This is a genomic window from Streptomyces sp. R-74717 (assembly GCF_047305335.1).
GTDB classification, from domain to species: domain Bacteria; phylum Actinomycetota; class Actinomycetes; order Streptomycetales; family Streptomycetaceae; genus Streptomyces; species Streptomyces atratus.
This window is the reverse complement of record NZ_CP102361.1, coordinates 1,533,870-1,558,100: the sequence shown is the minus strand read 5'-3', so window position 1 is coordinate 1,558,100 and position 24,231 is coordinate 1,533,870. Positions and strand designations below refer to the sequence as shown.

The 24,231-nt window shown below is 70.3% G+C and carries 1 protein-coding gene; it reads left to right on the top strand.

Annotation, left to right across the window (positions count from 1 at the left end; all coding sequences use genetic code 11):
* The first annotated feature begins 91 nt into the window (after positions 1 to 91).
* Positions 92 to 24,130, top strand: a complete 24,039-nt coding sequence (locus tag NRF20_RS07065) for a non-ribosomal peptide synthase/polyketide synthase (protein WP_413752235.1) — start codon at positions 92 to 94, stop codon at positions 24,128 to 24,130.
* Positions 24,131 to 24,231 lie beyond the last annotated feature (101 nt).

Here is a 24,231-nt window from a genome sequence, read left to right as displayed (position 1 = left end):
ACCCCGGCCACCTCCACTTCCTCCTCACCGCATCCACCACAACTCCGCGGCATCGCACACCACTCGGACCTCAGGGGCAGAAGGATTCATCATGCGATACGTTGACGAGCCGAACACGAGCGGACGGTCCGAGGACGGAAGCGCGAACCCGGGGCCGGCACTCGCCCCCACCACGCTGCCGGACATCTTCGAAGCCCGGGTGGCGGCCACCCCGCAGGCCCTCGCCGTCACCGAGGGCGCCCTCACCTGGACGTACACCGAACTCGACGCGCACGCCAACCGCATCGCCTGGTGGCTCATTGGCCAGGGCGCAGGCCCCGACGACCGGGTCGCCGCCGCCGTGCCCCGCGGCGCCGAACACATCGCCGCCCTGCTCGGCATCATGAAGGCCGGGGCCGCGTACGTACCGCTGGACCCCGAGCAGCCCACCGAACGCCTCACCCACCTGCTACGGGACATCGGCCCCAAGGCCGTCCTGCTCCACGCCGACCTCGCCCGCCGCCTCCCCGCCGGCGACGCCCGCCCCCTCCCGCTCGACAGCCCCGACACCGGCGCCGCGCTCGCCGACTGCCCCGGCTCCGCCCCCCGCGACACCGACCGGGCCCGGCCGCTGCTCCCGCAGCACCTCGCGTACGTCATCCACACCTCGGGCTCCACCGGCACCCCGAAGCCCGTCGGTGTCCCGCACACGGGCTTCGCCGCCCTCATGGCGACGGCGGCCCACCATCAGGCCACCGCCGGCGGCTCCCGCGTGCTCCAACTGGCCCCCGCCACCTTCGACGTGGCGATCTGGGAGCTGCTCACCACCTTCGCCGCCGGCGGCACCCTCGTCATCCCCGAACAGGACCGCCTGCTCGGCGAGGAACTCGCCGACGTGCTGGCCACCGAACGGATCAGCCACGTCACCCTGCCGGTGTCGGTGCTCGCCACCCTCCCCGCAGGCACCGAGTCCACGCTGCCCGAGCTGCGCCGGGTGCACGTCGGCGGCGAGAGCTGCCCGCCCGACCTCGTACGCCGGTGGTCCGCCGACCGTGAACTGGTCAACGGATACGGCACCACCGAGTGCTCGGTCGCCACAACCCTGACCGAACCCCTCACGGCTCCCCGGACCGCCCCCGACGGCAGCACCGCACAGGTCCCGATCGGAACCCCGGTGGCGGAGGTCCGGGTGTTCGTCCTGGACGACACGCTGACCCCGGCTCCCACCGGCACCGCAGGGGAGCTGTACGTGACCGGTCCGGGCCTGGCACGCGGGTACGTGGGGCGGTCCGGCTTGACGGCGGAGCGGTTTGTGGCGTGCCCGTTCGGGGTGGCCGGTGGGCGGATGTACCGGACGGGTGACGTCGTGCGGTGGAATACCGAGGGGCAGTTGGAGTTCGTGGGCCGGGCGGATGACCAGGTGAAGGTCCGTGGGTTCCGGGTGGAGCCGGGTGAGGTGGAGGAGGCACTGCGCCGGCTGCCCGCGGCGGCGCAGGCCGTGGTGGTGTCCTTCGTGCACGCGACGGGCGACACCAGGCTCGTCGCCTACGTCGTTCCGACGGCCGGCGCCGAGGCGACGCCCGCGTCGCTGCGCGCCGAACTCGGCGCGGTGCTGCCGGGGTATCTCGTGCCCTCCGCCGTGGTCGTCCTCGACGCGCTGCCGCTGACGCCGAACGGGAAGGTCGACCGAGCGGCCCTGCCGACCCCGGAGTACGGCGGCACCGGAACGTCCCGCGCACCGCGCACCCGGACCGAAGAGGTGCTGTGCGGCCTGTTCGGGGACATTCTGGGGGTGCTGTCGGTCGGGGTGGACGACAACTTCTTCGACCTGGGCGGTCATTCGCTGCTGGCGACGCGGCTGGTGAGCCGGGTCCGGCGGGTGCTGGGGGTGGAGCTGCCGTTGCGGGTGCTGTTCGAGGCGCCGACGGTAGGGCAGCTCGTGCGCCGTCTGGACGCGGGTGAGGTGCGTCCGGCGCTGGTGGCGGCTCCGCGCCCGGAGCTGCTGCCGCTGTCGTTCGCCCAGCAGCGGCTGTGGTTCCTGCACAAGTTCGAAGGCCCCTCCGCCACGTACAACATGCCGCTGGCGCTCCGGCTCACCGGCGACCTCGACCGGGCTGCCCTGGAGGCGGCGATCAACGACCTGGTCGCGCGGCACGAGCCCCTGCGCACCGTCTTCTCGGAAATCGCGGGCCGCCCCTGCCAACGTGTCCTCCCCGTGGACCGGGCACGCCTGAGCCTGCACACATGCACCGTCGACGGCGACCGCCTCGACGACGAGCTCCGCACCGCCGCCCGGTACCCCTTCGACCTCGGGACCGAGATCCCCGCCAAGGCCTGGCTCTTCCAGGTCGAGGGCGATCCGGCCGCCGCCGTCCTGCTCCTCGTTCTGCATCACATTGCGGGGGACGGGTGGTCGGCGGGCCCGTTGGCGCGGGATCTGGTGGCGGCGTACGGGGCGCGGTTGGGTGGTGGGGTGCCTGGGTGGTCGGTGCTGCCGGTGCAGTACGCGGACTACACCGTGTGGCAGCACGAGGTGCTGGGTGACGAGGCGGATGCGGCCAGTGTGGTGGGGGAGCAGCTCGGTTACTGGGCCGAGAGGTTGGCGGGGTTGCCGGAGGAGGTGACGGTGCCGGGGGACCGGCCGCGTCCGGTTTCCGCGTCGTACGAAGGTGGTGTGGTGCCGTTCGAGATCGGCCCCGAGATGCATGCGGGACTGCGGGAGCTGGCGCGATCGGCGGACGTCACCGTGTTCATGGTGCTGCAGGCGGGTCTGGCCGCGTTGTTGTCGCGGTTGGGCACGGGGCCGGATGTCGTGGTGGGTTCGCCGGTGGCCGGCCGTACGGACGAGGGGCTGGACGACCTGGTCGGCTTGTTCGTCAATACGTTGGTGATGCGGACGGATGTGTCGGGGGATCCGTCGTTCGGTGAGTTGTTGGAGCGGGTGCGTGAGGTGTGTCTGGAGGCGTACGCGCACCAGGATGTGCCGTTCGAGTTGGTCGTCGAGCGGTTGAACCCGGTGCGGTCGGGTGGGCGGCATCCGTTGTTCCAGGTGGCGTTGGTGCTGCAGAACAACGAGGAGGCGCGGTTCGAGCTGCCGGAGCTTGAGGTGCGTTCGGAGTCGTTGGCGACGGGGACGGCGAAGTTCGATGTGACGCTGAATCTGTGGGAGACCTTCGATGAGGAGGGCAGTCCTGCGGGGCTGTCGGGGTTGATCGAGTATGCGACTGATCTTTATGACCGGGGCACTGTGGAGGCTCTGGGTGGGCGGTTTGTGCGGTTGTTGGGTGGGGTGGTTGCGGATGCGTCTGTGCGGGTGGGTGCGGTGGATGTGTTGGGTGGGGTGGAGCGTGGGCGGTTGTTGGGTTGGTCGGGGGGAGGTGGTGGGCCGGTGCCGGTGTTGTTGCCGGGGTTGTTTGCGGGGCGGGTGCGGGAGTGTCCGGGTGCGGTGGCGGTGGTGTCGGGTGATGTGTCGTGGACGTACGGGGAGTTGGCGGGTCGGGCGAATCGGCTTGCGCGGTGGTTGATCGGGCGTGGGGTGGGGCCTGGGGATGTGGTGGCCGTTGCGGTGCCGGCCGGGGTGGAGCAGTTGGTCTCGGTTCTGGGTGTGGTGGCGTCGGGTGCTGCGTTTGTGCCGGTGGATGTGGAGTATCCGGGGGTGCGGATCGGGTGGTTGTTGGAGGATGTGCGGCCGGGTCTGGTGTTGAGTACGCGGGTGGTGGAGGGTCTGCCGGAGGGTTTGTCGGTGGATGTGGTGGCGGTGGATGATCCGGCGGTTGTGGAGGCGTGTGGGTTGCTGTCGGGTGAGGAGGTCGCTGATGGGGAGCGGTGCAGGGCGTTGGGGTTGTCGGATGTTGCGTATGTGATCTATACGTCGGGGTCGACGGGGCGTCCGAAGGGTGTGGAGGTTACGCATGCGGGTGTGGCGGGGTTCGCGGCCGCTCTGGTGGACTGTGTGGGTGTGGGTGTGGACAGCAGGGTGCTGCGGACGGCGTCGCTGAGCTTTGACGCCTCGGTGCTGGAGCTGGTCCTGGCCTGGGGCTCTGGTGGTGCGCTGGTGGTGCCGGGTGGGTCGGGGCTGGCGGGTGAGGAACTGGAGCAGGCGTTGTCGGCGGGTGGGGTGACGCATGCGTTCCTGCCGCCGTCGGTGGTGGCGACGTTGCCGGAGGGCGCTTGGGACCGGCTTGGTGGGCTTGTGGGTCTGGTGGTGGGGGCGGAGGCGTGCCCGGCGGAGTTGGTGGCGCGGTGGGTGTCGGGTGGGCGTCGGGTGGTCAATGCTTATGGTCCGACGGAGATCACGGTCGCGGCTGCGATGAGTGATCCGCTGGTGGCGGGGCAGGGGGCGCCGATCGGCCGTCCGATCCCCGGCGCACGGCTGTTCGTCCTGGACGAGCGCCTCGACCTCGTCCCGCAAGGCGTGCCCGGTGAGCTGTATGTGTCGGGGGCGGGGGTGGCGCGCGGCTACACCGGCCGCCGCGCCCTGACGGCAGGCCGCTTCGTGGCCAGTCCCTTCGGCGGCCCAGGCGCGCGGATGTACCGCACCGGCGATGTGGTGCGCTGGAGCGCCGACGGGCAGTTGGAGTACCTCGGCCGTGCCGATGACCAGGTCAAGATCCGTGGCTTCCGCATCGAACCCGGCGAGATCCAGGCGGCTTTAGAGTCTGAGCCGGGAGTCTCCCAGGCCCTGGTCGTCGCCCGCCACCATGACGAAGACACCCGCTTGGTCGCCTACATTGTGCCGGCGTCCGAGGGTGTGGGCGGTTCAGTGGGTGAGCAGGTGGAGGAGTGGCGCGAGATCTATGACTCGTTGTACGGGGAGGCCGGGCCGGGTGTGCTGGGGGAGGGGTTCGAGGGGTGGAACAGCTCGTACTCGGGTGAGCCGATCCCGTTGCGGGAGATGCGGGAGTGGCGGGACTCGGTGGTCGAGCGGATCCGCGACTTTGGCCCCCGCCGCGTGCTGGAGATCGGCGTGGGTTCCGGGTTGTTGATGGGGCGCCTGGCGGCGGAGGTGGAGTCGTACTGGGCGACGGATTTCTCGTCGTCGGTGGTGGAGCGGTTGCGTGGTCAGGTGGCGGGGCTCGGTTGGGACCATGTGGAGGTGCGTTGCCAGGCGGCCGACGATGTGTCGGATCTGCCGGCCGGAGCATTCGACACCGTGGTGATCAACTCGGTGATCCAGTACTTCCCGGGCTGGGAGTACTTGGAGCGCGTCCTCGACGGGGCGTTCGGCCTGCTGGCCGAGGGCGGTCGGCTGATCGTCGGAGACGTACGCCATCGAGGACTGCTGCGAGCGTTCCAGACAGCAGTGCATGCACGTCAGGCAGATGTGCAGGACACGGCCAGGCTGCGGGCGCTGGTGGAACAGGCCGTCGTGAACGAGAAGGAACTCCTTCTGGATCAGGGCTTCTTCACGGCCTGGGCGGCGGAGCGTTCTGAGGTGGCGGGCGTGGATGTGCGGTGGAAGCGGGGTGCGGCGCACAACGAGCTGACGCGACACCGCTACGACGCGGTACTGCACAAGGCCCCCGTCCAGCCGCTGTCCCTGGCCGACGCACCGGTCCTCACCTGGGGCCGGGACATCCACGGCCTGGAGGACGTGTCAGGGCTTGAGCTGCCCGTACGGGTGTCCAGGGTGCCCAACGCCCGGCTGACGGCGGAGGTTTCCGCGGCGCGTGCGGTCGCCGCGAACGAGCCGATCGAGGACGTCCGTGGCCTGCTGGAGGCGGAGGTACGGACCGGGGTCGATCCGGAGGAGGTGTGTGTCTGGGCGCAGGGGCGGGGCTGGGATGCGGTGGTGACCGTCAGCCCGCACGAACTCGACGCTTTCGACGTGGTGTTCGTGCGGGGTGGGACAGGCGCGGTGACCGGTGCCCATGGCCCGGTAGCCGTCCGGTCGCTGTCCGGTCTGGCGAGTGATCCGGTGCGGACGCGGGTGGCGGGTGAGCTGGTGTCGGTGTTGCGTCGCCGGCTGGGAGAGCGGCTTCCGGCGTACATGGTGCCGGCCGCGTTCGTGGCACTGGAGGCGCTGCCGCTGACGGTGAGCGGGAAGGTGGACCGGGCAGCGCTGCCCGCCCCGGAGTACACCGTAGGTGCGTCCCGGGCGGCGCGGACTCCGCAGGAAGAGATCGTGTGCGGTCTGTTCGCCGAGGTGCTGGGGCTGCCCGAGGTGGGCGTGGAGGACAGTTTCTTCGAGCTGGGCGGGCATTCGCTGCTGGCGACCCGGCTGGTCAACCGCATCCGTGCGGTGCTCGGTGTGGATCTGGCTCTGCGGACGCTGTTCGATGAGCCGACCGTGGCGGGGCTGGTGCGGCACCTGTCGGATCCCGGTTCGCGTCCGGAGCTGGAGCGGCGGAAGCGGCCCGAGTGGCTGCCGTTGTCGTTCGCGCAGCGCCGGTTGTGGTTCCTGTACAAGTTCGAGGGCGCGTCGGCGATGTACAACATTCCGCTGATGCTGCGGCTGACCGGTGAACTCGACGTCCCGGCACTGGAGGCGGCGCTCAACGACGTGATCGCCCGGCACGAGCCGCTGCGAACGGTCTTCCCCGACATCGACGGGGAGCCCTATCAGCAGGTCCTCGCGCCCGAGGAAGCCCACCTCACCCTTACCACCGAGGACGCCGGGTCGGCGGAGCGACGGCAACGGCTCGTCCACGGCATGGCCCGGTACGGGTTCGAGCTGGATCGGGAGATCCCGCTGCGCGCGGCTCTGCTGACGGACCGACAGGAAGAGTCGGTGCTGATGCTGGTGATGCATCACATTGCCAGTGACGGCTGGTCGATGACGCATCTGGCCGAGGACCTGGTGGCCGCGTACGCGGCCCGTCGAGAGGGCGAGCGGCCGCAGTGGTCGCCGCTGCCGGTGCAGTACGCCGACTACAGCCTCTGGCAGCACGAACTGCTCGGCGAGGACACCGACCCGGACAGCCTGCTGCGACGCCAAGCCGCCTACTGGACCGAGCACCTGAGCGACCTGCCCGACGTCGTCTCCCTCCCCACCGACCGGCCGCGGCCGTCCGAGGCGTCCCACCGCAGTGAGACGCTGCCGTTCGAGATCGACGCCTCGACGCATGCCGCGCTTCGGGAGCTGGCGCGGTCGTCGGACGCGACGCTGTTCATGGTGCTGCACGCGGGGCTCGCGGCGCTGCTGTCCCGGCTGGGCGCCGGGTCGGACATCGTGGTGGCTTCGCCGATCGCGGGCCGGACGGACGAGGGTCTGGACGAACTGATCGGCTTCTTCGTCAACACGCTGATCGTGCGGACCGACACCTCGGGGCGCCCGGCCTTCGCCGATCTGCTGGGGCAGGTGCGGGAGACGAGTCTGGCCGCGTACACCCATCAGGACGTGCCCTTCGAGTACCTGGTGGAGAAGCTCAACCCGCAGCGCTCGCCCGCTCACCACCCCCTCGTCCAGATCATGCTCACCCTCCAGAACACCGCGGAGGCCCACTTCGACCTGCCCGGTCTGCGGGCGCGGTTGGAGAACCCGGGGCGGGGCAGCTCGCAGTTCGACCTGCTGCTGAACATTGGCGAGACCTTCGACGAGAACGGCAACCCCGCAGGGATCACCGGTTTCGTCGAGTACGCCACCGACCTCTACGACCCCGCCACCGTCGAGGTGTTCGGCGTGCGGTACACGCGGTTGCTGCACGCCGCAGCGGCCGGCCCCGACCGGCCGGTCGACACCCTCGACCTGCTTGCCCCGCAGGAGCGTCGGCGGCTGCTCGGTTGGTCGGGCGCGCGTGACGCGGCCACCGTATCCGGCGCCGACCCCGTCGGCCCCATGTCCGGCACGGCCCCGAGCCGCACGGCCCTCGAACCACTCACCCTGCCCGGCCTGTTCACGGAAGCCGTACGGCGCGCCCCGGCGTCGCCCGCTGTCGTGTGCGGCGACGAGGAGCTGACCTACGCCGAACTGGACGCCTGGTCGAACCGCATCGCGTGGCTGCTGAGCGGCCAGGGGCTCGGACCGGGCCGGCGCGCGGCGCTGCTGATGCGCCGTGGGCCCGGTCTGCTGGCGGCGCTGCTCGGCGTGATGAAAACCGGCGCGGCGTACGTGCCGGTGGACCCGGACTACCCGGCCGAGCGGCGGGCGTACATGCTCGGTGACGCGGCACCCTCGGTGGTGCTCGACGACGAGTGGGCACGGCAGGACTTCGCCGACTGCCCCGACACCGGTCCCGGCATCGCCGTCGACCCGACGTACACCGCGTACGTGATCTACACCTCCGGCTCGACCGGCCGCCCCAAGGGCGTCGAGGTCACGCACGCCGGGATCGCGGGTCTGGCGGCGGCCAAGCGAGCCGCCTTCGAGCTGCGCCCCGGAGACAGGGTGCTGCAGTTCTCGCCGTCCAGTTTCGATGCCATGGTCTCCGAGATGGTGACCGCCTTCGGCGCCGCGGCCACCCTGGTGGTGCCCGAGGAGACCGGGCTTGTCGGACTGGAACTGGGCGAACTGCTCCACCGCGAACGGATCACGAACGCGACCCTCCTGCCGTCCGTCCTGGCCACCTTGGAGGACACGTACGGGCCGGACCGGCTCACCGACCTGACCACGCTGGCGGTCGCGGGCGAGGCATGCCCGCCCGACGTGGCCGCGCGGTGGGCCCCGGGGCGCCGGATGATCAACGCGTACGGTCCCACCGAGTCGACCGTGGGCGCTGTGATGAGCCCGCTGTTGACGGGGCGGGAGACCGGCGCGGTCCCGATCGGCCGCCCCCTGCCGGGGCTGACCGCACTGGTGCTCGACGACCGGCTCGACCTCGCGCCGACGGGCGTACAGGGCGAGTTGTACGTGTCGGGAGCGGGCCTCGCGCGCGGATATGTCGGCCGCTCAGGGCTGACGGCCGAGCGGTTCGTCGCCTGTCCCTTCGGGTCGCCGGGCGAGCGGATGTACCGCACGGGCGACCTCGCCCGCTGGAACGACGAGGGACAGCTCGAATACCTCGGCCGTGCCGACAACCAGGTGAAGATCCGTGGCTTCCGGGTCGAACCCGGCGAGATCGAGGCCGTACTGCGCGGCGGGGCCGAGGTGGCCCAGGCCGTGGTGACCGCGCACGAGCACCAGGACGGCGTCAGCCGACTGGTCGCCTACCTGGTGTCCGAAGGGGGGAGCGAACTGTCGGTCGCCGCGGTACGGGACGCGGCACGCGACCGGCTGCCCGAGTACATGGTGCCCTCGGCCTTCGTCGTGCTCGATGCCATACCGCGTACACCGAGCGGCAAGCTCGACCGGGCGGCACTGCCCGCGCCGGAGTACGCGGTCACCCCCCAGCGGGCCGCCCGCACCCCGCAGGAGCAGGTCCTCGCCACCCTCTTCGCGGACGTGCTGGGTGTTCCGGTGGTGGGTGTGGACGACGACTTCTTCGATCTGGGCGGTCATTCGCTGTTGGCGACGCGGTTGGTGAGCCGGATCCGCAGGGTGCTCGATGTGGAGTTGCCGTTGCGGGCGTTGTTCGATGCTCCGACGGTGGCGGGTGTGGTGCGGCACCTGTCGGAGGGGGGTTCGCGTCCGGTGTTGGAGCGGCGTGAGCGGCCCGAGCGGCTGCCCTTGTCGTTCGCGCAGCGCCGGTTGTGGTTCCTGTACAAGTTCGAGGGCGCGTCGACGACGTACAACATGCCGCTGGTCCTCAGGCTCACCGGCGATCTCGACCGGGCGGCGCTGGAGGCTGCGCTCAATGACGTGATCTCGCGGCACGAGCCGTTGCGCACCGTCTTCCCCGACACCGACGGACAGCCCTATCAGCAGGTGCTGGATGTCGCCGACGCACGGGTCGGGCTGTCGGCGGAGGAGATCTCCGAAGGCGGGCTCGACGCACGGGTGGAGGAGTGTGTCCGCCACCGCTTCGAACTGGACCGCGAGATCCCCATCCGGCCCAGGCTGCTCAGCACCGGCCCGGGCGCCCACGTACTGGTGCTGACGATCCACCACATCGCCGGCGACGGCTGGTCGCTCGGCCCGCTCGCCGACGACCTCAAGGACGCCTACACCGCCCGCCGCGCGAGCGAGCCGCCGAGATGGTCGGCGCTGCCGGTGCAGTACGCCGACTACAGCGTCTGGCAGCACGAGCTGCTCGGCGACGACACCGACCCGGACACCCTCTTCGGCCGCCAGACGGCCTATTGGGAAAGCCACTTGGCGGACCTGCCCGAGGTCGTCAGCCTGCCCACCGACCGGCCTCGGCCCGCCGTCGCCTCCCAGCACGGCGCCCAGACCGCGTTCACGCTCGACTCCTCGACGCATGCCGCGCTGCGGGAGCTGGCGCGGTCGGCGGACGCGACGCTGTTCATGGTCCTGCACGCGGGCCTGGCGGCCCTGCTCTCCAGGCTGGGCGCGGGGTCGGACATCGCGGTGGGCTCGCCCATCGCCGGACGCACCGACGAGGGCCTCGACAACCTGGTCGGCTTCTTCGTCAACACCCTGATCCTGCGCACCCACACCTCCGGCGATCCCGCGTTCACCGAACTGCTGGGGCAGGTCAGGGAGACCAGTCTGGCCGCGTACACCCACCAGGACATCCCCTTCGAGTACCTGGTGTCGAAACTCAACCCGCAGCGCTCCACCGCCCATCACCCCCTCATCCAGGTGATGTTGGCCCTCCAGAACAACGCGGACCTGCGCTTCGACCTGCCCGGCCTGCACACAGAGCTCCTCAACCCGGCCCCCGGCGGCTCGCAGTTCGACCTCACGCTCAACCTGATCGAGAACTTCGACGCGGACGGCACGCCCGCCGGTCTCACCGGCACGATCGAGTACGCCACCGACCTCTACGGCCCTGCGACCATGGACGCCTTCACCGCCCGCTGGGCCCGCCTGCTGACCGCCGCCGGGCAGGACCCGCATCTGCCCATCGGCGCCCTGGACATCCTCGGCGAGGACGAGCGGCGCCACCTGGCCACCTGGAGCGTCTCACCCCTCACCACGGCCGAGGCGACCCTGCCCGAACTTTTCGAGACGCAGGTCCGGGCCACCCCGGGGGCGCCGGCACTGATCGACAGCGAAGGAACGGCCTCGTACGCCGAACTCGACGCACGGGCCAACCAGATCGCCCATTGGCTCATCGCTCAGGGCGTCGGTCCCGAGCGCACCGTCGGTGTCGCGGTCGACCGCTCCCGGACCCAGATCGCCGTGATCCTGGGCATCCTCAAGGCCGGAGCCGTGTACCTGCCGATCGACCCCGAATATCCCGCCGAGCGCATCGCATACCTGATCGCCGACGCCCGGCCCGCGCTGGTACTGGCCACCGGGCCCCTGGACGTCGCGGTGCCGCTCTTCGCCGTCGATGACCCTGCCGTCGTCGCAGCGTGGTCCAGCCGGCCGACCGCCGCACCCGGGGACAGCGACCGTACGGCACCCCTGTGCCCGCGCAACGCCGCGTACGTCATCTACACCTCGGGCTCCACCGGCACTCCGAAGGGCGTGACCGTCACGCACGCCGGCCTGGCGGGCCTGACCGCCACGGCCGAGCACTTCGGCCTCGCCGAGGGCAGCCGCATCCTGCAGTCCACCTCCTCCAACTTCGACGTGTCCGTGATGGAACTCCTGACGGGCTTCACCGTCGGTGCGGCCCTCGTCCAGACCGGTTCCGCGCACCTGGTGGGCGATGAGCTGGTTGCCGCGCTGGCAACCCACCGGGCCAGCCACCTCTTCGTAGCGCCGTCCGTACTGGCCGCCCTTCCGGCCGGCACCGAGTCCGCCCTGCCCGACCTCCGCTCCCTCGTGGTCGCGGGCGAGGCATGCCCGCCCGCCCTGGCCGAGTGCTGGTCCGCCGGGCGCCTGATGATCAACGCCTACGGCCCGACCGAGGCCACCGTCTACGCCACCACCAGCCGGCCCCTCACCGGAGCGACCGCCCCTATCGGCGAGCCGGTCGTCGGCGCCCGGGTGTTCGTGCTGGACGATCGCCTGGCCCCGGTGCCGCCCGGCGTACCGGGCGAGTTGTACGTGACCGGTCCGGGCCTGGCACGCGGGTATGTGGGGCGGGCCGGGTTGACGGCGGAGCGGTTCGTTGCGTGCCCGTTCGGGGTGGCCGGTGGGCGGATGTACCGGACGGGTGACGTCGTGCGGTGGAATACCGGGGGGCAGTTGGAGTTCGTGGGCCGGGTGGATGACCAGGTGAAGGTCCGTGGGTTCCGGGTGGAGCCGGGTGAGGTGGAGGAGGCACTGCGCCGGCTGCCCGTGGTGGCCCAGGCGGTGGCGGCGCCGTTCGTCCACGGCGGTGAGACGCGGCTGGCCGCGTACGTCGTTCCGGTCACCGATGCCGAGGCGACGCCCGCTTCGCTGCGCGCCGACCTCCAGGCAGTGCTGCCTGGTTACCTCGTGCCGTCCGCCGTGGTCCTGCTGGACGCGCTGCCGCTGACACCGAACGGAAAGATCGACCGGACCGCACTCCCCACGCCCGAATACGCCGCCGGCCACACCACCACGGCGCCCCGGACACCACAGGAGGAGATCCTGTGCGGCCTGTTCGGGGACATTCTGGGGGTGCTGTCGGTCGGGGTGGACGACAACTTCTTCGACCTGGGCGGTCATTCGCTGCTGGCGACGCGGCTGGTGAGCCGGGTCCGGCGGGTGCTGGGGGTGGAGCTACCGTTGCGGGTGCTGTTCGAGGCGCCGACGGTAGGGCAGCTCGTGCGCCGTCTGGACGCGGGCGAGGTGCGTCCGGCGCTGGTGGCGGCTCCGCGCCCGGAGCTGCTGCCGCTGTCGTTCGCCCAGCAGCGGCTGTGGTTCCTGCACAAGCTCGAAGGCCCCTCCGCCACCTACAACATGCCCTTCGCACTCCGGCTCACCGGCGACCTCGACCGGTCGGCGCTGGAGGCGGCGATCAACGACGTGATCGCGCGGCACGAGCCGCTGCGCACGGTCTTCCCCGAGAGCGCCGGCCGACCCTACCAGTGTGTCCTGCCAGTGGAAGAGACCCGTGCATTCCTCACCGTCGAGACCGTCACGGAGCCCGAGGTCACCCTCCGCATCACCGAGACCATCCGGTACGGCTTCCGCCTCGACCGGGACATCCCGATCCGCTCCCATCTGCTCGACATCACCGAAAGCCGTGACGCGGTGCTGGTACTCGTGCTGCACCACATCGCGGGAGATGGGTGGTCGGCGGGTCCGCTGGCGCGGGACCTGGTGGCGGCGTATGCGGCCCGGTTGGGTGGAGAGGCACCGACCTGGTCGGCGTTGCCGGTGCAATACGCGGATTACACCGTGTGGCAGCACGAGGTGCTGGGTGATGTGGATGACCCGTCGAGTGTGGTGGGAAGCCAGTTCGCCTACTGGGCCGAGCGGTTGGCCGGTCTGCCGGAGGAGGTGACGGTGCCGGGGGACCGGCCGCGTCCGGCCTCTGCCTCGTACGAGGGTGACGTCGTGCCCTTGGAGATCGGCGCGGACCTGCACGCGGGGCTGCGGGAGTTGGCAAGGACGGCGGATGTCACGTTGTTCATGGTCCTGCACGCCGGGCTCGCCGGCCTGCTGGTGCGGTTGGGCGCAGGGCCGGATGTCGTGGTGGGTTCGCCGGTGGCCGGGCGTACGGACGAGGGGCTGGACGACCTGGTCGGCTTGTTCGTCAATACGTTGGTGATGCGGACGGATGTGTCGGGGGATCCGTCGTTCGGTGCGTTGTTGGGGCGGGTGCGTGAGGTGTGCCTGGAGGCGTATGCGCATCAGGACGTGCCGTTCGAGTTGGTGGTGGAGCGGCTGAATCCGGTGCGCTCTGGTGGGCGGCATCCGTTGTTCCAGGTGGCGTTGGTGCTGCAGAACAACGAGGAGGCGCGGTTCGGGCTGCCGGGGCTTGAGGTGTGTTCGGAGTCGTTGGGGACGGGGACGGCGAAGTTCGATGTGACGCTGAACCTTTGGGAGACCTTCGATGCGGAGGGTGCTCCGGCGGGGATCGATGGGTTCATCGAGTATGCGACTGATCTTTATGACCGGGGAACTGTGGAGTCTTTGGGTGGGCGGTTTGCGCGGTTGTTGGGTGGGGTGGTTGCGGATCCGGGTGTGCGGGTGGGTGCGGTGGATGTGTTGGGTGGGGTGGAGCGTGGGCGGTTGCTGGGGTGGTCGGGGGGAGGTAGTGGGCCGGTGCCGGTGTTGTTGCCGGGGTTGTTCGCGGGGCGGGTGCGGGGGTGCCCGGGTGCGGTGGCGGTGGTGTCGGGTGGTGTGTCGTGGACGTATGGGGAGTTGGCGGGGCGGGCGAATCGGCTTGCGCGGTGGTTGATCGGGCGTGGGGTGGGGCCTGGGGATGTGGTGGCTGTTGCGGTGCCGGCCGGGTTGGAGCAGTTGGTTGCGGTGGTGGGTGTGCTGGTGTCGGGTGCTGGGTTTGTGCCGGTGGATGTGGAGTATCCGGGGGTGCGGATCGGGTGGTTGTTGGAGGATGTGCGGCCGGGTCTGGTGTTGAGTACGCAAGCGGCTGTGGGTGGTCTGCCGGAGGGTTTGCCGGTGGATGTGGTGGCGGTGGACGATCCGGCGGTTGTGGAGGCGTGTGGGTCGCTGTCGGGTGAGGAGGTCGCCGGCGGGGAGCGGTGCAGGGCGTTGGGGCTGTCGGATGTTGCGTATGTGATCTATACGTCGGGGTCGACGGGGCGTCCGAAGGGTGTGGAGGTCACGCATGCGGGTGTGGCGGGGTTCGCTGCTGGTCTGGTGGATCGTGTGGGTGTGGGTGTGGACAGCAGGGTGTTGCGGACGGCGTCGTTGAGCTTTGACGCGTCGGTGCTGGAGCTGGTTCTGGCCTGGGGTTCTGGTGGTGTGCTGGTGGTGCCGGGTGGGTCCGGGCTCGCGGGTGAGGAGCTGGAGCAGGTGTTGTCGGCGGGGCGGGTGACGCATGCGTTCCTGCCGCCGTCGGTGGTGGCGACGCTGCCGGCAGGAGCCTGGGACCGTCTTGATGGACTGGTGGGTCTGGTGGTGGGGGCGGAGGCGTGCCCGCCGGAGCTGGTGGCGCGCTGGGCCTCCGGTGGGCGTCGGGTGGTCAATGCTTATGGTCCGACGGAGATCACGGTCGCAGCCGCGGTGAGTGATCCGCTGGTGGCGGGGCAGGGTGTGCCGGTCGGCCGTCCGGTCCCCGGCGCCCGTCTGTTCGTCCTGGACGAGCGCCTTGACCTCGTTCCGCAAGGCGTGCCCGGTGAGTTGTATGTCTCCGGTCCCGGCCTGGCGCGCGGTTACAGGGGGCGGCCCGGTCTGACGGCCGGCCGTTTCGTGGCCAGTCCCTTCGGTGCTCGTGGTGAGCGGATGTATCGGACGGGCGATGTGGTGCGGTGGAACGCCGACGGGCAGTTGGAGTACCTCGGCCGTGCCGATGATCAGGTGAAGATCCGTGGCTTCCGGATCGAACCGGGCGAGGTTCAGGCGGCGTTGGAGGCCGAACCAGGGGTTTCCCAGGCCCTCGTCGTCGCCCGGCGCCACCACGACGACGACCTGCGCCTGGTGGCGTACGTCGTTCCGTCCGCCGACGAAGCGGGCGGTTCGGTAAGTGAGCAGGTGGATGAGTGGCGCGAGATCTATGACTCGGTGTATGGGGAGGCCGGGCCGGGTGTGCTGGGGGAAGGGTTCGAGGGGTGGAACAGCTCGTACTCGGGTGAGCCGATCCCGTTGCGGGAGATGCGGGAGTGGCGGGACTCGGTGGTCGAGCGGATCCGCGACTTCGGCCCCCGCCGCGTGCTGGAGATCGGCGTGGGTTCTGGGTTGTTGATGGGGCGCCTGGCGGCGGAGGTGGAGTCGTACTGGGCGACGGATTTCTCGTCGTCGGTGGTGGAGCGGTTGCGTGGTCAGGTGGCGGGGCTCGGTTGGGACCATGTGGAGGTGCGTTGCCAGGCGGCCGACGATGTGTCGGGTCTGCCGGCCGGCGCATTCGACACTGTGGTGATCAACTCGGTGATCCAGTACTTCCCGGGCTGGGAGTACTTGGAGCGCGTCCTCGACGGGGCGTTCGGCCTGCTGGCCGAGGGCGGTCGGCTGATCGTCGGAGACGTACGCCACCGAGGGCTGCTGCGGGCGTTCCAGACAGCAGTGCACGCACGTCAGACAGACGTGCAGGACACAGCCCGGCTCCGGGCGCTGGTGGAGCAGGCCGTCGTGAACGAGAAGGAACTGCTCTTGGACCCTGCTTTCTTCACTGCTTGGGCGGCTGGGCGGCCTGAAGCGGTGGGCGTGGATGTGCGGTGGAAGCGGGGTGCGGCGCACAACGAGCTGACGCGGCACCGCTTCGACGTGGTGCTGCACAAGGCCCCCGTCCAGCCGCTGTCCCTGGCCGGTGTGCCGGTCCTCACCTGGGGCCGGGACATTGCAAATCTGGATGCCCTGAATGACGTGGTGTTGCCGGTGCGGGTGGTGGGCGTGGCCAATGCGCGGCTGGGGGCTGAGGTCGCTGCCGCTCGGGCTGTGGCCGACGGTGAGCCGATCGAGCGGGTGCGGGGTCTATTGGGGGAAACGATCGGGGTGGATCCGGAGGAGGTGTGTGTCTGGGCCCGGTCGCGGGGCTGGGTTGCGGTGGTGACCGTCGCTACGGGCGGGCTCGACACGTTCGATGTGATCTTTGTGCCGGATGGCGTGGGCTCGGGTGTGGTGACGGGTGTGTATGTGCCGGTCGGGGGGCGGTCGCTTGCGGGGCTGGCGAGTGATCCCGTGCGGACGCGGGTGACGGGTGAGCTGGTGTCGGTGTTGCGTCGCCGGCTGGGAGAGCGGCTTCCGGCGTACATGGTGCCGGCGGCGTTTGTCGCACTGGAGGCGCTGCCGCTGACGGTGAGCGGGAAGGTGGACCGGGCCGCGCTGCCCGCCCCGGAGTACACGGTGGGCATGTCCCGGGGGGCGCGGACCCCGCAGGAAGAGATTGTGTGCGGTCTGTTCGCGGAGGTGCTGGGGCTGCCCGCGGTGGGCGTGGAGGACAGTTTCTTCGAGCTGGGCGGGCATTCGCTGCTGGCGACCCGCCTGGTCAACCGGATTCGTGCGGTGCTGGGTGTGGATCTGGAGTTGCGTGTGCTGTTCGACCAGCCGACGGTGGCCGGTGTGGTGCGGCATCTGTCGGGCGTGGGTTCCCGTCCGGTGCTGGAGCGGCGGGAGCGCCGTGAGGTGTTGCCGTTGTCGTTCGCGCAGCGCCGGTTGTGGTTCCTGTACAAGTTCGAGGGCGCCTCGGCCACGTACAACATTCCGTTGGTGCTGCGGTTGACCGGTGATCTCGACGTGGCGGCCCTGGAGGCTGCCCTGAATGATGTGATCGCCCGGCATGAGCCGTTGCGGACAGTCTTTCCCGACATCGACGGGGAGCCCTACCAGCACATCCTCACGCCCACCGAAGCTCACCTCACCCTCACCGTCGAGACGGTGACCGAGGACACGATGGCCTCCCGGATCGGAGCATGCGTACGGCACGGCTTCGAGCTGAACGGCGAGATTCCGTTGCTGGCCCGACTGATGACCTCGGGCCCGGGGGAAGCCGTCCTGGTGCTGGTGATGCATCACATCGCCGGTGACGGCTGGTCGATGACGCCGCTCGCTGCCGATCTGGCATCCGCGTACGCGGCCCGGCGCGGCGGTGAGGGGCCGGAGTGGGTGCCGCTGCCGGTGCAGTACGCCGATTACAGCCTCTGGCAGCACGAGTTGCTCGGCGAGGAAACCGACCCGGACAGCCTGCTGCGACGCCAAGCCGCCTACTGGACGGACCACTTGAACGGCCTGCCCGACATCGTCTCCCTCCCCACGGACCGGCCGCGCACCGCGACCCCTTCCTACCGCAGCGACACGGTGAGCTTCGCGCTCGATGCCTCGACGCATGCCGGGCTGCGGGAGCTGGCCCGTTCGGCGGACGCGACGCTGTTCATGGTCCTGCACACGGGCCTGGCGGCATTGCTGTCGAGGCTGGGCGCGGGATCGGACATCGCAGTGGGCTCGCCCATCGCCGGACGCACCGACGAAAGTCTGGACGACCTGGTCGGCTTCTTCGTCAACACGCTCGTCATCCGGACGGACGTGTCGTCTGACCCCACGTTCGGAGACCTTCTGACACAGGTCCGTGAGGCGAGCCTCGCCGCGTACGGCCACCAGGACATCCCCTTTGAGTACCTGGTGGAGAAGCTCAACCCGCAGCGCTCACCCGGACACCACCCCCTCGTCCAGATCGTGCTGGCACTTCAGCACAACGCTGATCTGACGTTTGAACTGCCGGGAGTACGAGCCGAGTTCGAGGACCCGGGGGCCGCCGGATCGCAGTTCGACCTCACTGTCAACGTCGGGGAGACCTTCGATGCGGAGGGTGCTCCGGCGGGGCTGTCGGGGTTGATCGAGTATGCGACTGATCTTTATGACCGGGGAACTGTGGAGTCTTTGGGTGGGCGGTTTGCGCGGTTGTTGGGTGGGGTGGTTGCGGATCCGGGTGTGCGGGTGGGTGCGGTGGATGTGTTGGGTGGGGTGGAGCGTGGGCGGTTGCTGGGGTGGTCGGGGGGAGGTAGTGGGCCGGTGCCGGTGTTGTTGCCGGGGTTGTTCGCGGGGCGGGTGCGGGGGTGCCCGGGTGCGGTGGCGGTGGTGTCGGGTGGTGTGTCGTGGACGTATGGGGAGTTGGCGGGGCGGGCGAATCGGCTTGCGCGGTGGTTGATCGGGCGTGGGGTGGGGCCTGGGGATGTGGTGGCTGTTGCGGTGCCGGCCGGGTTGGAGCAGTTGGTTGCGGTGGTGGGTGTGCTGGTGTCGGGTGCTGGGTTTGTGCCGGTGGATGTGGAGTATCCGGGGGTGCGGATCGGGTGGTTGTTGGAGGATGTGCGGCCGGGTCTGGTGTTGAGTACGCAAGCGGCTGTGGGTGGTCTGCCGGAGGGTTTGCCGGTGGATGTGGTGGCGGTGGACGATCCGGCGGTTGTGGAGGCGTGTGGGTCGCTGTCGGGTGAGGAGGTCGCCGGCGGGGAGCGGTGCAGGGCGTTGGGGCTGTCGGATGTTGCGTATGTGATCTATACGTCGGGGTCGACGGGGCGTCCGAAGGGTGTGGAGGTCACGCATGCGGGTGTGGCGGGGTTCGCTGCTGGTCTGGTGGATCGTGTGGGTGTGGGTGTGGACAGCAGGGTGTTGCGGACGGCGTCGTTGAGCTTTGACGCGTCGGTGCTGGAGCTGGTTCTGGCCTGGGGTTCTGGTGGTGTGCTGGTGGTGCCGGGTGGGTCCGGGCTCGCGGGTGAGGAGCTGGAGCAGGTGTTGTCGGCGGGGCGGGTGACGCATGCGTTCCTGCCGCCGTCGGTGGTGGCGACGCTGCCGGCAGGAGCCTGGGACCGTCTTGATGGACTGGTGGGTCTGGTGGTGGGGGCGGAGGCGTGCCCGCCGGAGCTGGTGGCGCGCTGGGCCTCCGGTGGGCGTCGGGTGGTCAATGCTTATGGTCCGACGGAGATCACGGTCGCAGCCGCGGTGAGTGATCCGCTGGTGGCGGGGCAGGGTGTGCCGGTCGGCCGTCCGGTCCCCGGCGCCCGTCTGTTCGTCCTGGACGAGCGCCTTGACCTCGTTCCGCAAGGCGTGCCCGGTGAGTTGTATGTCTCCGGTCCCGGCCTGGCGCGCGGTTACAGGGGGCGGCCCGGTCTGACGGCCGGCCGTTTCGTGGCCAGTCCCTTCGGTGCTCGTGGTGAGCGGATGTATCGGACGGGCGATGTGGTGCGGTGGAACGCCGACGGGCAGTTGGAGTACCTCGGCCGTGCCGATGATCAGGTGAAGATCCGTGGCTTCCGGATCGAACCCGGGGAGATCCAGGCGGTGTTGGAGGCCGAACCAGGGGTTTCCCAGGCCCTCGTCGTCGCCCGGCGCCACCACGACGACGACCTGCGACTCGTCGCCTACATCGTCCCCGAGGACCGCCTCGGCCGCTCCCTCGGTGCCCTGCGCGAATCGCTGAGCCGTCAACTGCCCAGGTACATGGTGCCGTCGGCGATCGTCGCGCTGGACGAGTTCCCGCTCTCCGTGAGCGGGAAGCTCGACCGCCGCGCGCTGCCGGAGCCGGAGTACGGCGGTGTCGGCACGTTCCGCGCGCCGCGCACGCAGACCGAAGAGGTCGTGTGCGAGCTGTTCGCCGGGGTGCTGGGCGTTCCGGTGGTGGGTGTGGACGACGACTTCTTCGATCTGGGCGGTCATTCGCTGTTGGCGACGCGGTTGGTGAGCCGGATCCGCAGGGTGCTCGATGTGGAGTTGCCGTTGCGGGCGTTGTTCGATGCTCCGACGGTGGCGGGTGTGGTGCGGCACCTGTCGGAGGGGGGTTCGCGTCCGGTGCTGGAGCGGCGTGAGCGGCCCGAGTCGTTGCCGTTGTCGTTCGCGCAGCGCCGGTTGTGGTTCCTGTACAAGTTCGAGGGCGCGTCCGCGACGTACAACATGCCGTTGGTCCTCAGGCTGACCGGGAAGCTGGACGCCGGTGCGCTGGAGGCCGCGCTCAACGACGTGATCGCCCGGCACGAACCGTTGCGCACCGTCTTCCCCGACGTCGACGGACAGCCCTATCAGCGGGTGCTCGGTCCGGAGCAGGCGCGGATCGAGGTCGCGGTGGAGGAGATCGGCGAGGAGCAGGTGCCCGAGCGGGTGGCGCGGATCGTGCGGCACGGTTTCGAGCTGGACCGGGAGATACCGGTCCGGGCCGGGCTGCTCCAGACAGGACCCGACGCGTCCGTACTGGTCGTGATCATCCACCACATCGCCGCCGATGGCTGGTCGATGGGACCGCTGGCACGTGACCTGGTCGCCGCGTACACCGCGCGCCGCGACGGCGCACGGCCCGAGTGGGCGCCGCTGCCGCTGCAGTACGCCGACTTCACGCTCTGGCAGCACGACCTGCTCGGCGACGGGTCCGATCCGGACAGTCTCTTCGCCCGGCAGGCCGAGTACTGGTCCGCCCAGCTGGCCGGGCTGCCGGAGCTGGCCACGTTGCCCCCGGACCGGCCGCGGCCGGCGCTCCCCTCGTACCGCGGCGACGTCACGCAGTTCCACATCGGTGCCGACACGCATGCCGGGCTGCGGGAGCTGGCACGGTCGGCGGACGCGACGCTGTTCATGGTCCTGCAGACGGGCCTGGCGGCTCTGCTCTCGCGGCTCGGCGCCGGGGACGACATCCCCGTGGGTTCGCCCATCGCCGGTCGTGGCGACGAGGGGCTGGACGATCTGATCGGGTTCTTCGTCAGCACACTGGTGCTGCGCACGGACACCTCCGGGGACCCGACCTTCGCCGAGCTGATGGCACGGGTGCGGGAGACCTGCCTGGCCGCGTACACCCACCAGGATCTGCCGTTCGAGTACCTGGTGGAGAAGCTCAACCCCCAGCGCTCGACCGCTCATCACCCGTTGTTCCAGGTGGTGTTGGTGCTGCAGAGCGACGACGGCGCCCGCTTCGAGCTGCCGGGACTGCTGGTGGGGGCCGAGAAGGCGGGTGCCGGGTCCGCCAAGTTCGATGTCTTCGTCAGCGTCACCGAGACGTTCGACGAGGCCGGTGAACCGACCGGGCTCACCGGCCTCGTCGAGTACGCCACCGACCTGTACGACGCGACGACCATCGACGCGTTCACGGCGCGCTGGACGCGGCTGCTGGACTCGGCGATCGGCGACCCCCGGCAGCCGGTCAGGTCGCTGGAGATCCTCGCTCCGGGCGAGCGCGGAAGGCTGCTCGCATGGTCCGGAGCCGACCGGGCCGACCTGCCGCCGGTGACCCTGCCGGAGCTGTTCGCCGCGGCGACCCGGCGGGCACCGGAGGCGGTGGCGACAATTTCGGGCGAGGGCGAGATGTCCTACGGCGAACTGGACCGCCGCTCGAACCGTGTCGCCCACCATCTGCTGCGTCTGGGCATCGGCCCCGGGCAGCGGGTGGCGTTGCTGATGCGGCGCGGTCCGGAGCTTGCCGTCACCATCCTGGGTGTGATCAAGACCGGCGCCGCGTACGTGCCGGTGGACCCGGACTATCCGGCCGACCGGATCGCGTACATGCTCACCGACGCGGAGCCTGCCGTGGTTCTCGACGACGGCTGGGCGGACGGGGTGGACCAGGAGGCGGTCCCCGACACCGACCCGGGTGTGCCGATCCATCCCGCGCACACCGCGTACGTCATCTACACCTCCGGCTCCACCGGCCGCCCCAAGGGCGTCGAGGTGACCCACGCCGGGTTCGCCAACCTCGCGCGGGCCCAACTGGACGCGTTCGCGCTCACGCCGGACAGCCGGGTGCTGCAGTTCGCCTCGCCCAGCTTCGACGTGTCCGTGTGGGAGCTGGTGATGGCCTTCGCCTCGGGAGCGGCCCTCGTGGCGGCCTCCGCCGATGCGCTGGCCGGCGAGGCGCTGGCCGGGACGCTGAGCGGGCGGCGGGTGACGCACGTGACGCTGCCGCCCTCGGTCCTGGCGACCCTCGACGCGCGGGGGCCCGGCGTACCGTTCCCGGACCTGGCGGTGCTGCTGGTGGCCGGTGAGGCGTGCTCGCCGGACCTGGTGGAACGCTGGGCGCCCGGCCGCCGCATGATCAACGCGTACGGGCCCACCGAGTCCACCGTCGGCGCGGCCATGAGTACCCCTCTGACCGGCCGTGAGACCGGGGTGGTCCCCATGGGACGGCCACTGTTCGGCCTCTCGGGCTACGTCCTGGACGCCGGCCTGAACCCGGTGCCGCAGGGAGTCATCGGTGAGCTGTACGTGGCCGGGGCGGGCCTGGCCCGCGGCTATCTGGGCCGGCCGGGGCTCACGGCCGAACGGTTCGTGGCCAACCCGTTCGGCGGCCCGGGCGAGCGGATGTACCGCACCGGTGACGTGGTCCGGTGGAACGCCGAGGGTCAGCTGGAGTACCTCGGCCGCGCCGACGACCAGGTCAAGATCCGCGGTTTCCGGGTCGAACCCGGCGAAGTGCAGGCCGAATTGCTGCGACAGCCCGGCATCGTCCAGGCCTATGTGATCGTCCACCGGCACCGCGGCACGGATCCGCGGCTGGTCGCCTACGTGGTGCCCGAGGAGCTCGACGGCTTCTCCGTGACCGCCGTACGCGAGGCGCTGCGCGACCGGCTGCCCGGCTACATGGTGCCCGCGGCGGTGACGGCCCTGCCCGAACTGCCGCTCAGCCCCAACGGCAAGGTGGACCGCAAGGCACTGCCCGCACCCGATTACGGCGGTCGGGCCGGCCGCCCGCCGCGCACTCCGCAGGAAGAGGTGCTGTGCACGCTCTTTGCCGAGGTGCTGGGCCTGCCCGGGGTGGGCGTGGACGACGGGTTCTTCGACCTCGGCGGCCACTCCCTGCTGGCCACCGGGCTGATCAGCCGGATCCAGACGATTCTCGGCGTCGACCTGCCGCTGCGGATCCTCTTCGAGGCGCCCACCGTCGCGGAACTCGCCCAGCGGCTCGATCATGACGTGGACGAGGGGGCCGGCCGAAGCGAGAGCTCCAGGGGACCGTCCAGCGCCTTCGAGGTGCTGCTGCCGCTGCGCACCAAGGGTGACCGGGCGCCCCTGTTCTGTCTGCACTCGGGCGGCGGGATGAGCTGGAACTACGCGAGCCTGCTGCCGCACATCGGCGCCGATATCCCTGTCTACGGCCTCCAGGCGCGTGGCCTGTCGGATCCGGACGACTTGCCGGGGTCGGTCGAGGAGGTGGCCGACGACTGCATCGAGGCGATGGTCCGGGTGCAGCCCGAAGGGCCGTACCGGCTGATGGGGCACTCCTTCGGGGGCATCGTCGCCCACGCGGTGGCGGCCCGGCTGGCCGAGCGCGGTCAGCAGGTCGAACTGATCGTCTGCCTCGACGCGAAGCCCGCCGAGGACGAGGAGGACATCCCCGAGCACGGGCACGAGGAGTACTACCGGGGGATCCTCGAACTGCTGGGCGTGAGCACCGCCGAACTAGCGGCGGAGGACCTGACGTTCGAGGAGTTCGCAGCGGTGGCCCGGACGACCAACACCGTCCTCGGCAGCATCGAGGAGAGCGAGTTCCTCACCATCATGCGGGTCATGGAGAACAACATCGAGATCACCAAGGGCTATCGGCACCGACAGGTCGCAACCGAGATGATGCTGTTCGCGGCCACGCAGGAGACCGACACCGTCCTGGAGCCGGACGTGTGGCACGAGTACCTTGCCGGGCCACTGGAGTACCGGCGCATGGACTGCTCCCACGCCGGCATGCTCAAGCCGGAGGTGCTCAGCCAGATCGGCACGTTGATCCAGGACCGCCTGCGGCGCGGACCCGCCGGTTCCCGGTAGGCCAGCGGTACGTCGTGCCTTCGGGCACTTCGGCCGCTCTGCCCAAGTCCTGGGCGGAGCGGCCGTGGACGCTGCCGCGCGGACGAGACCCCTGAGGAGCG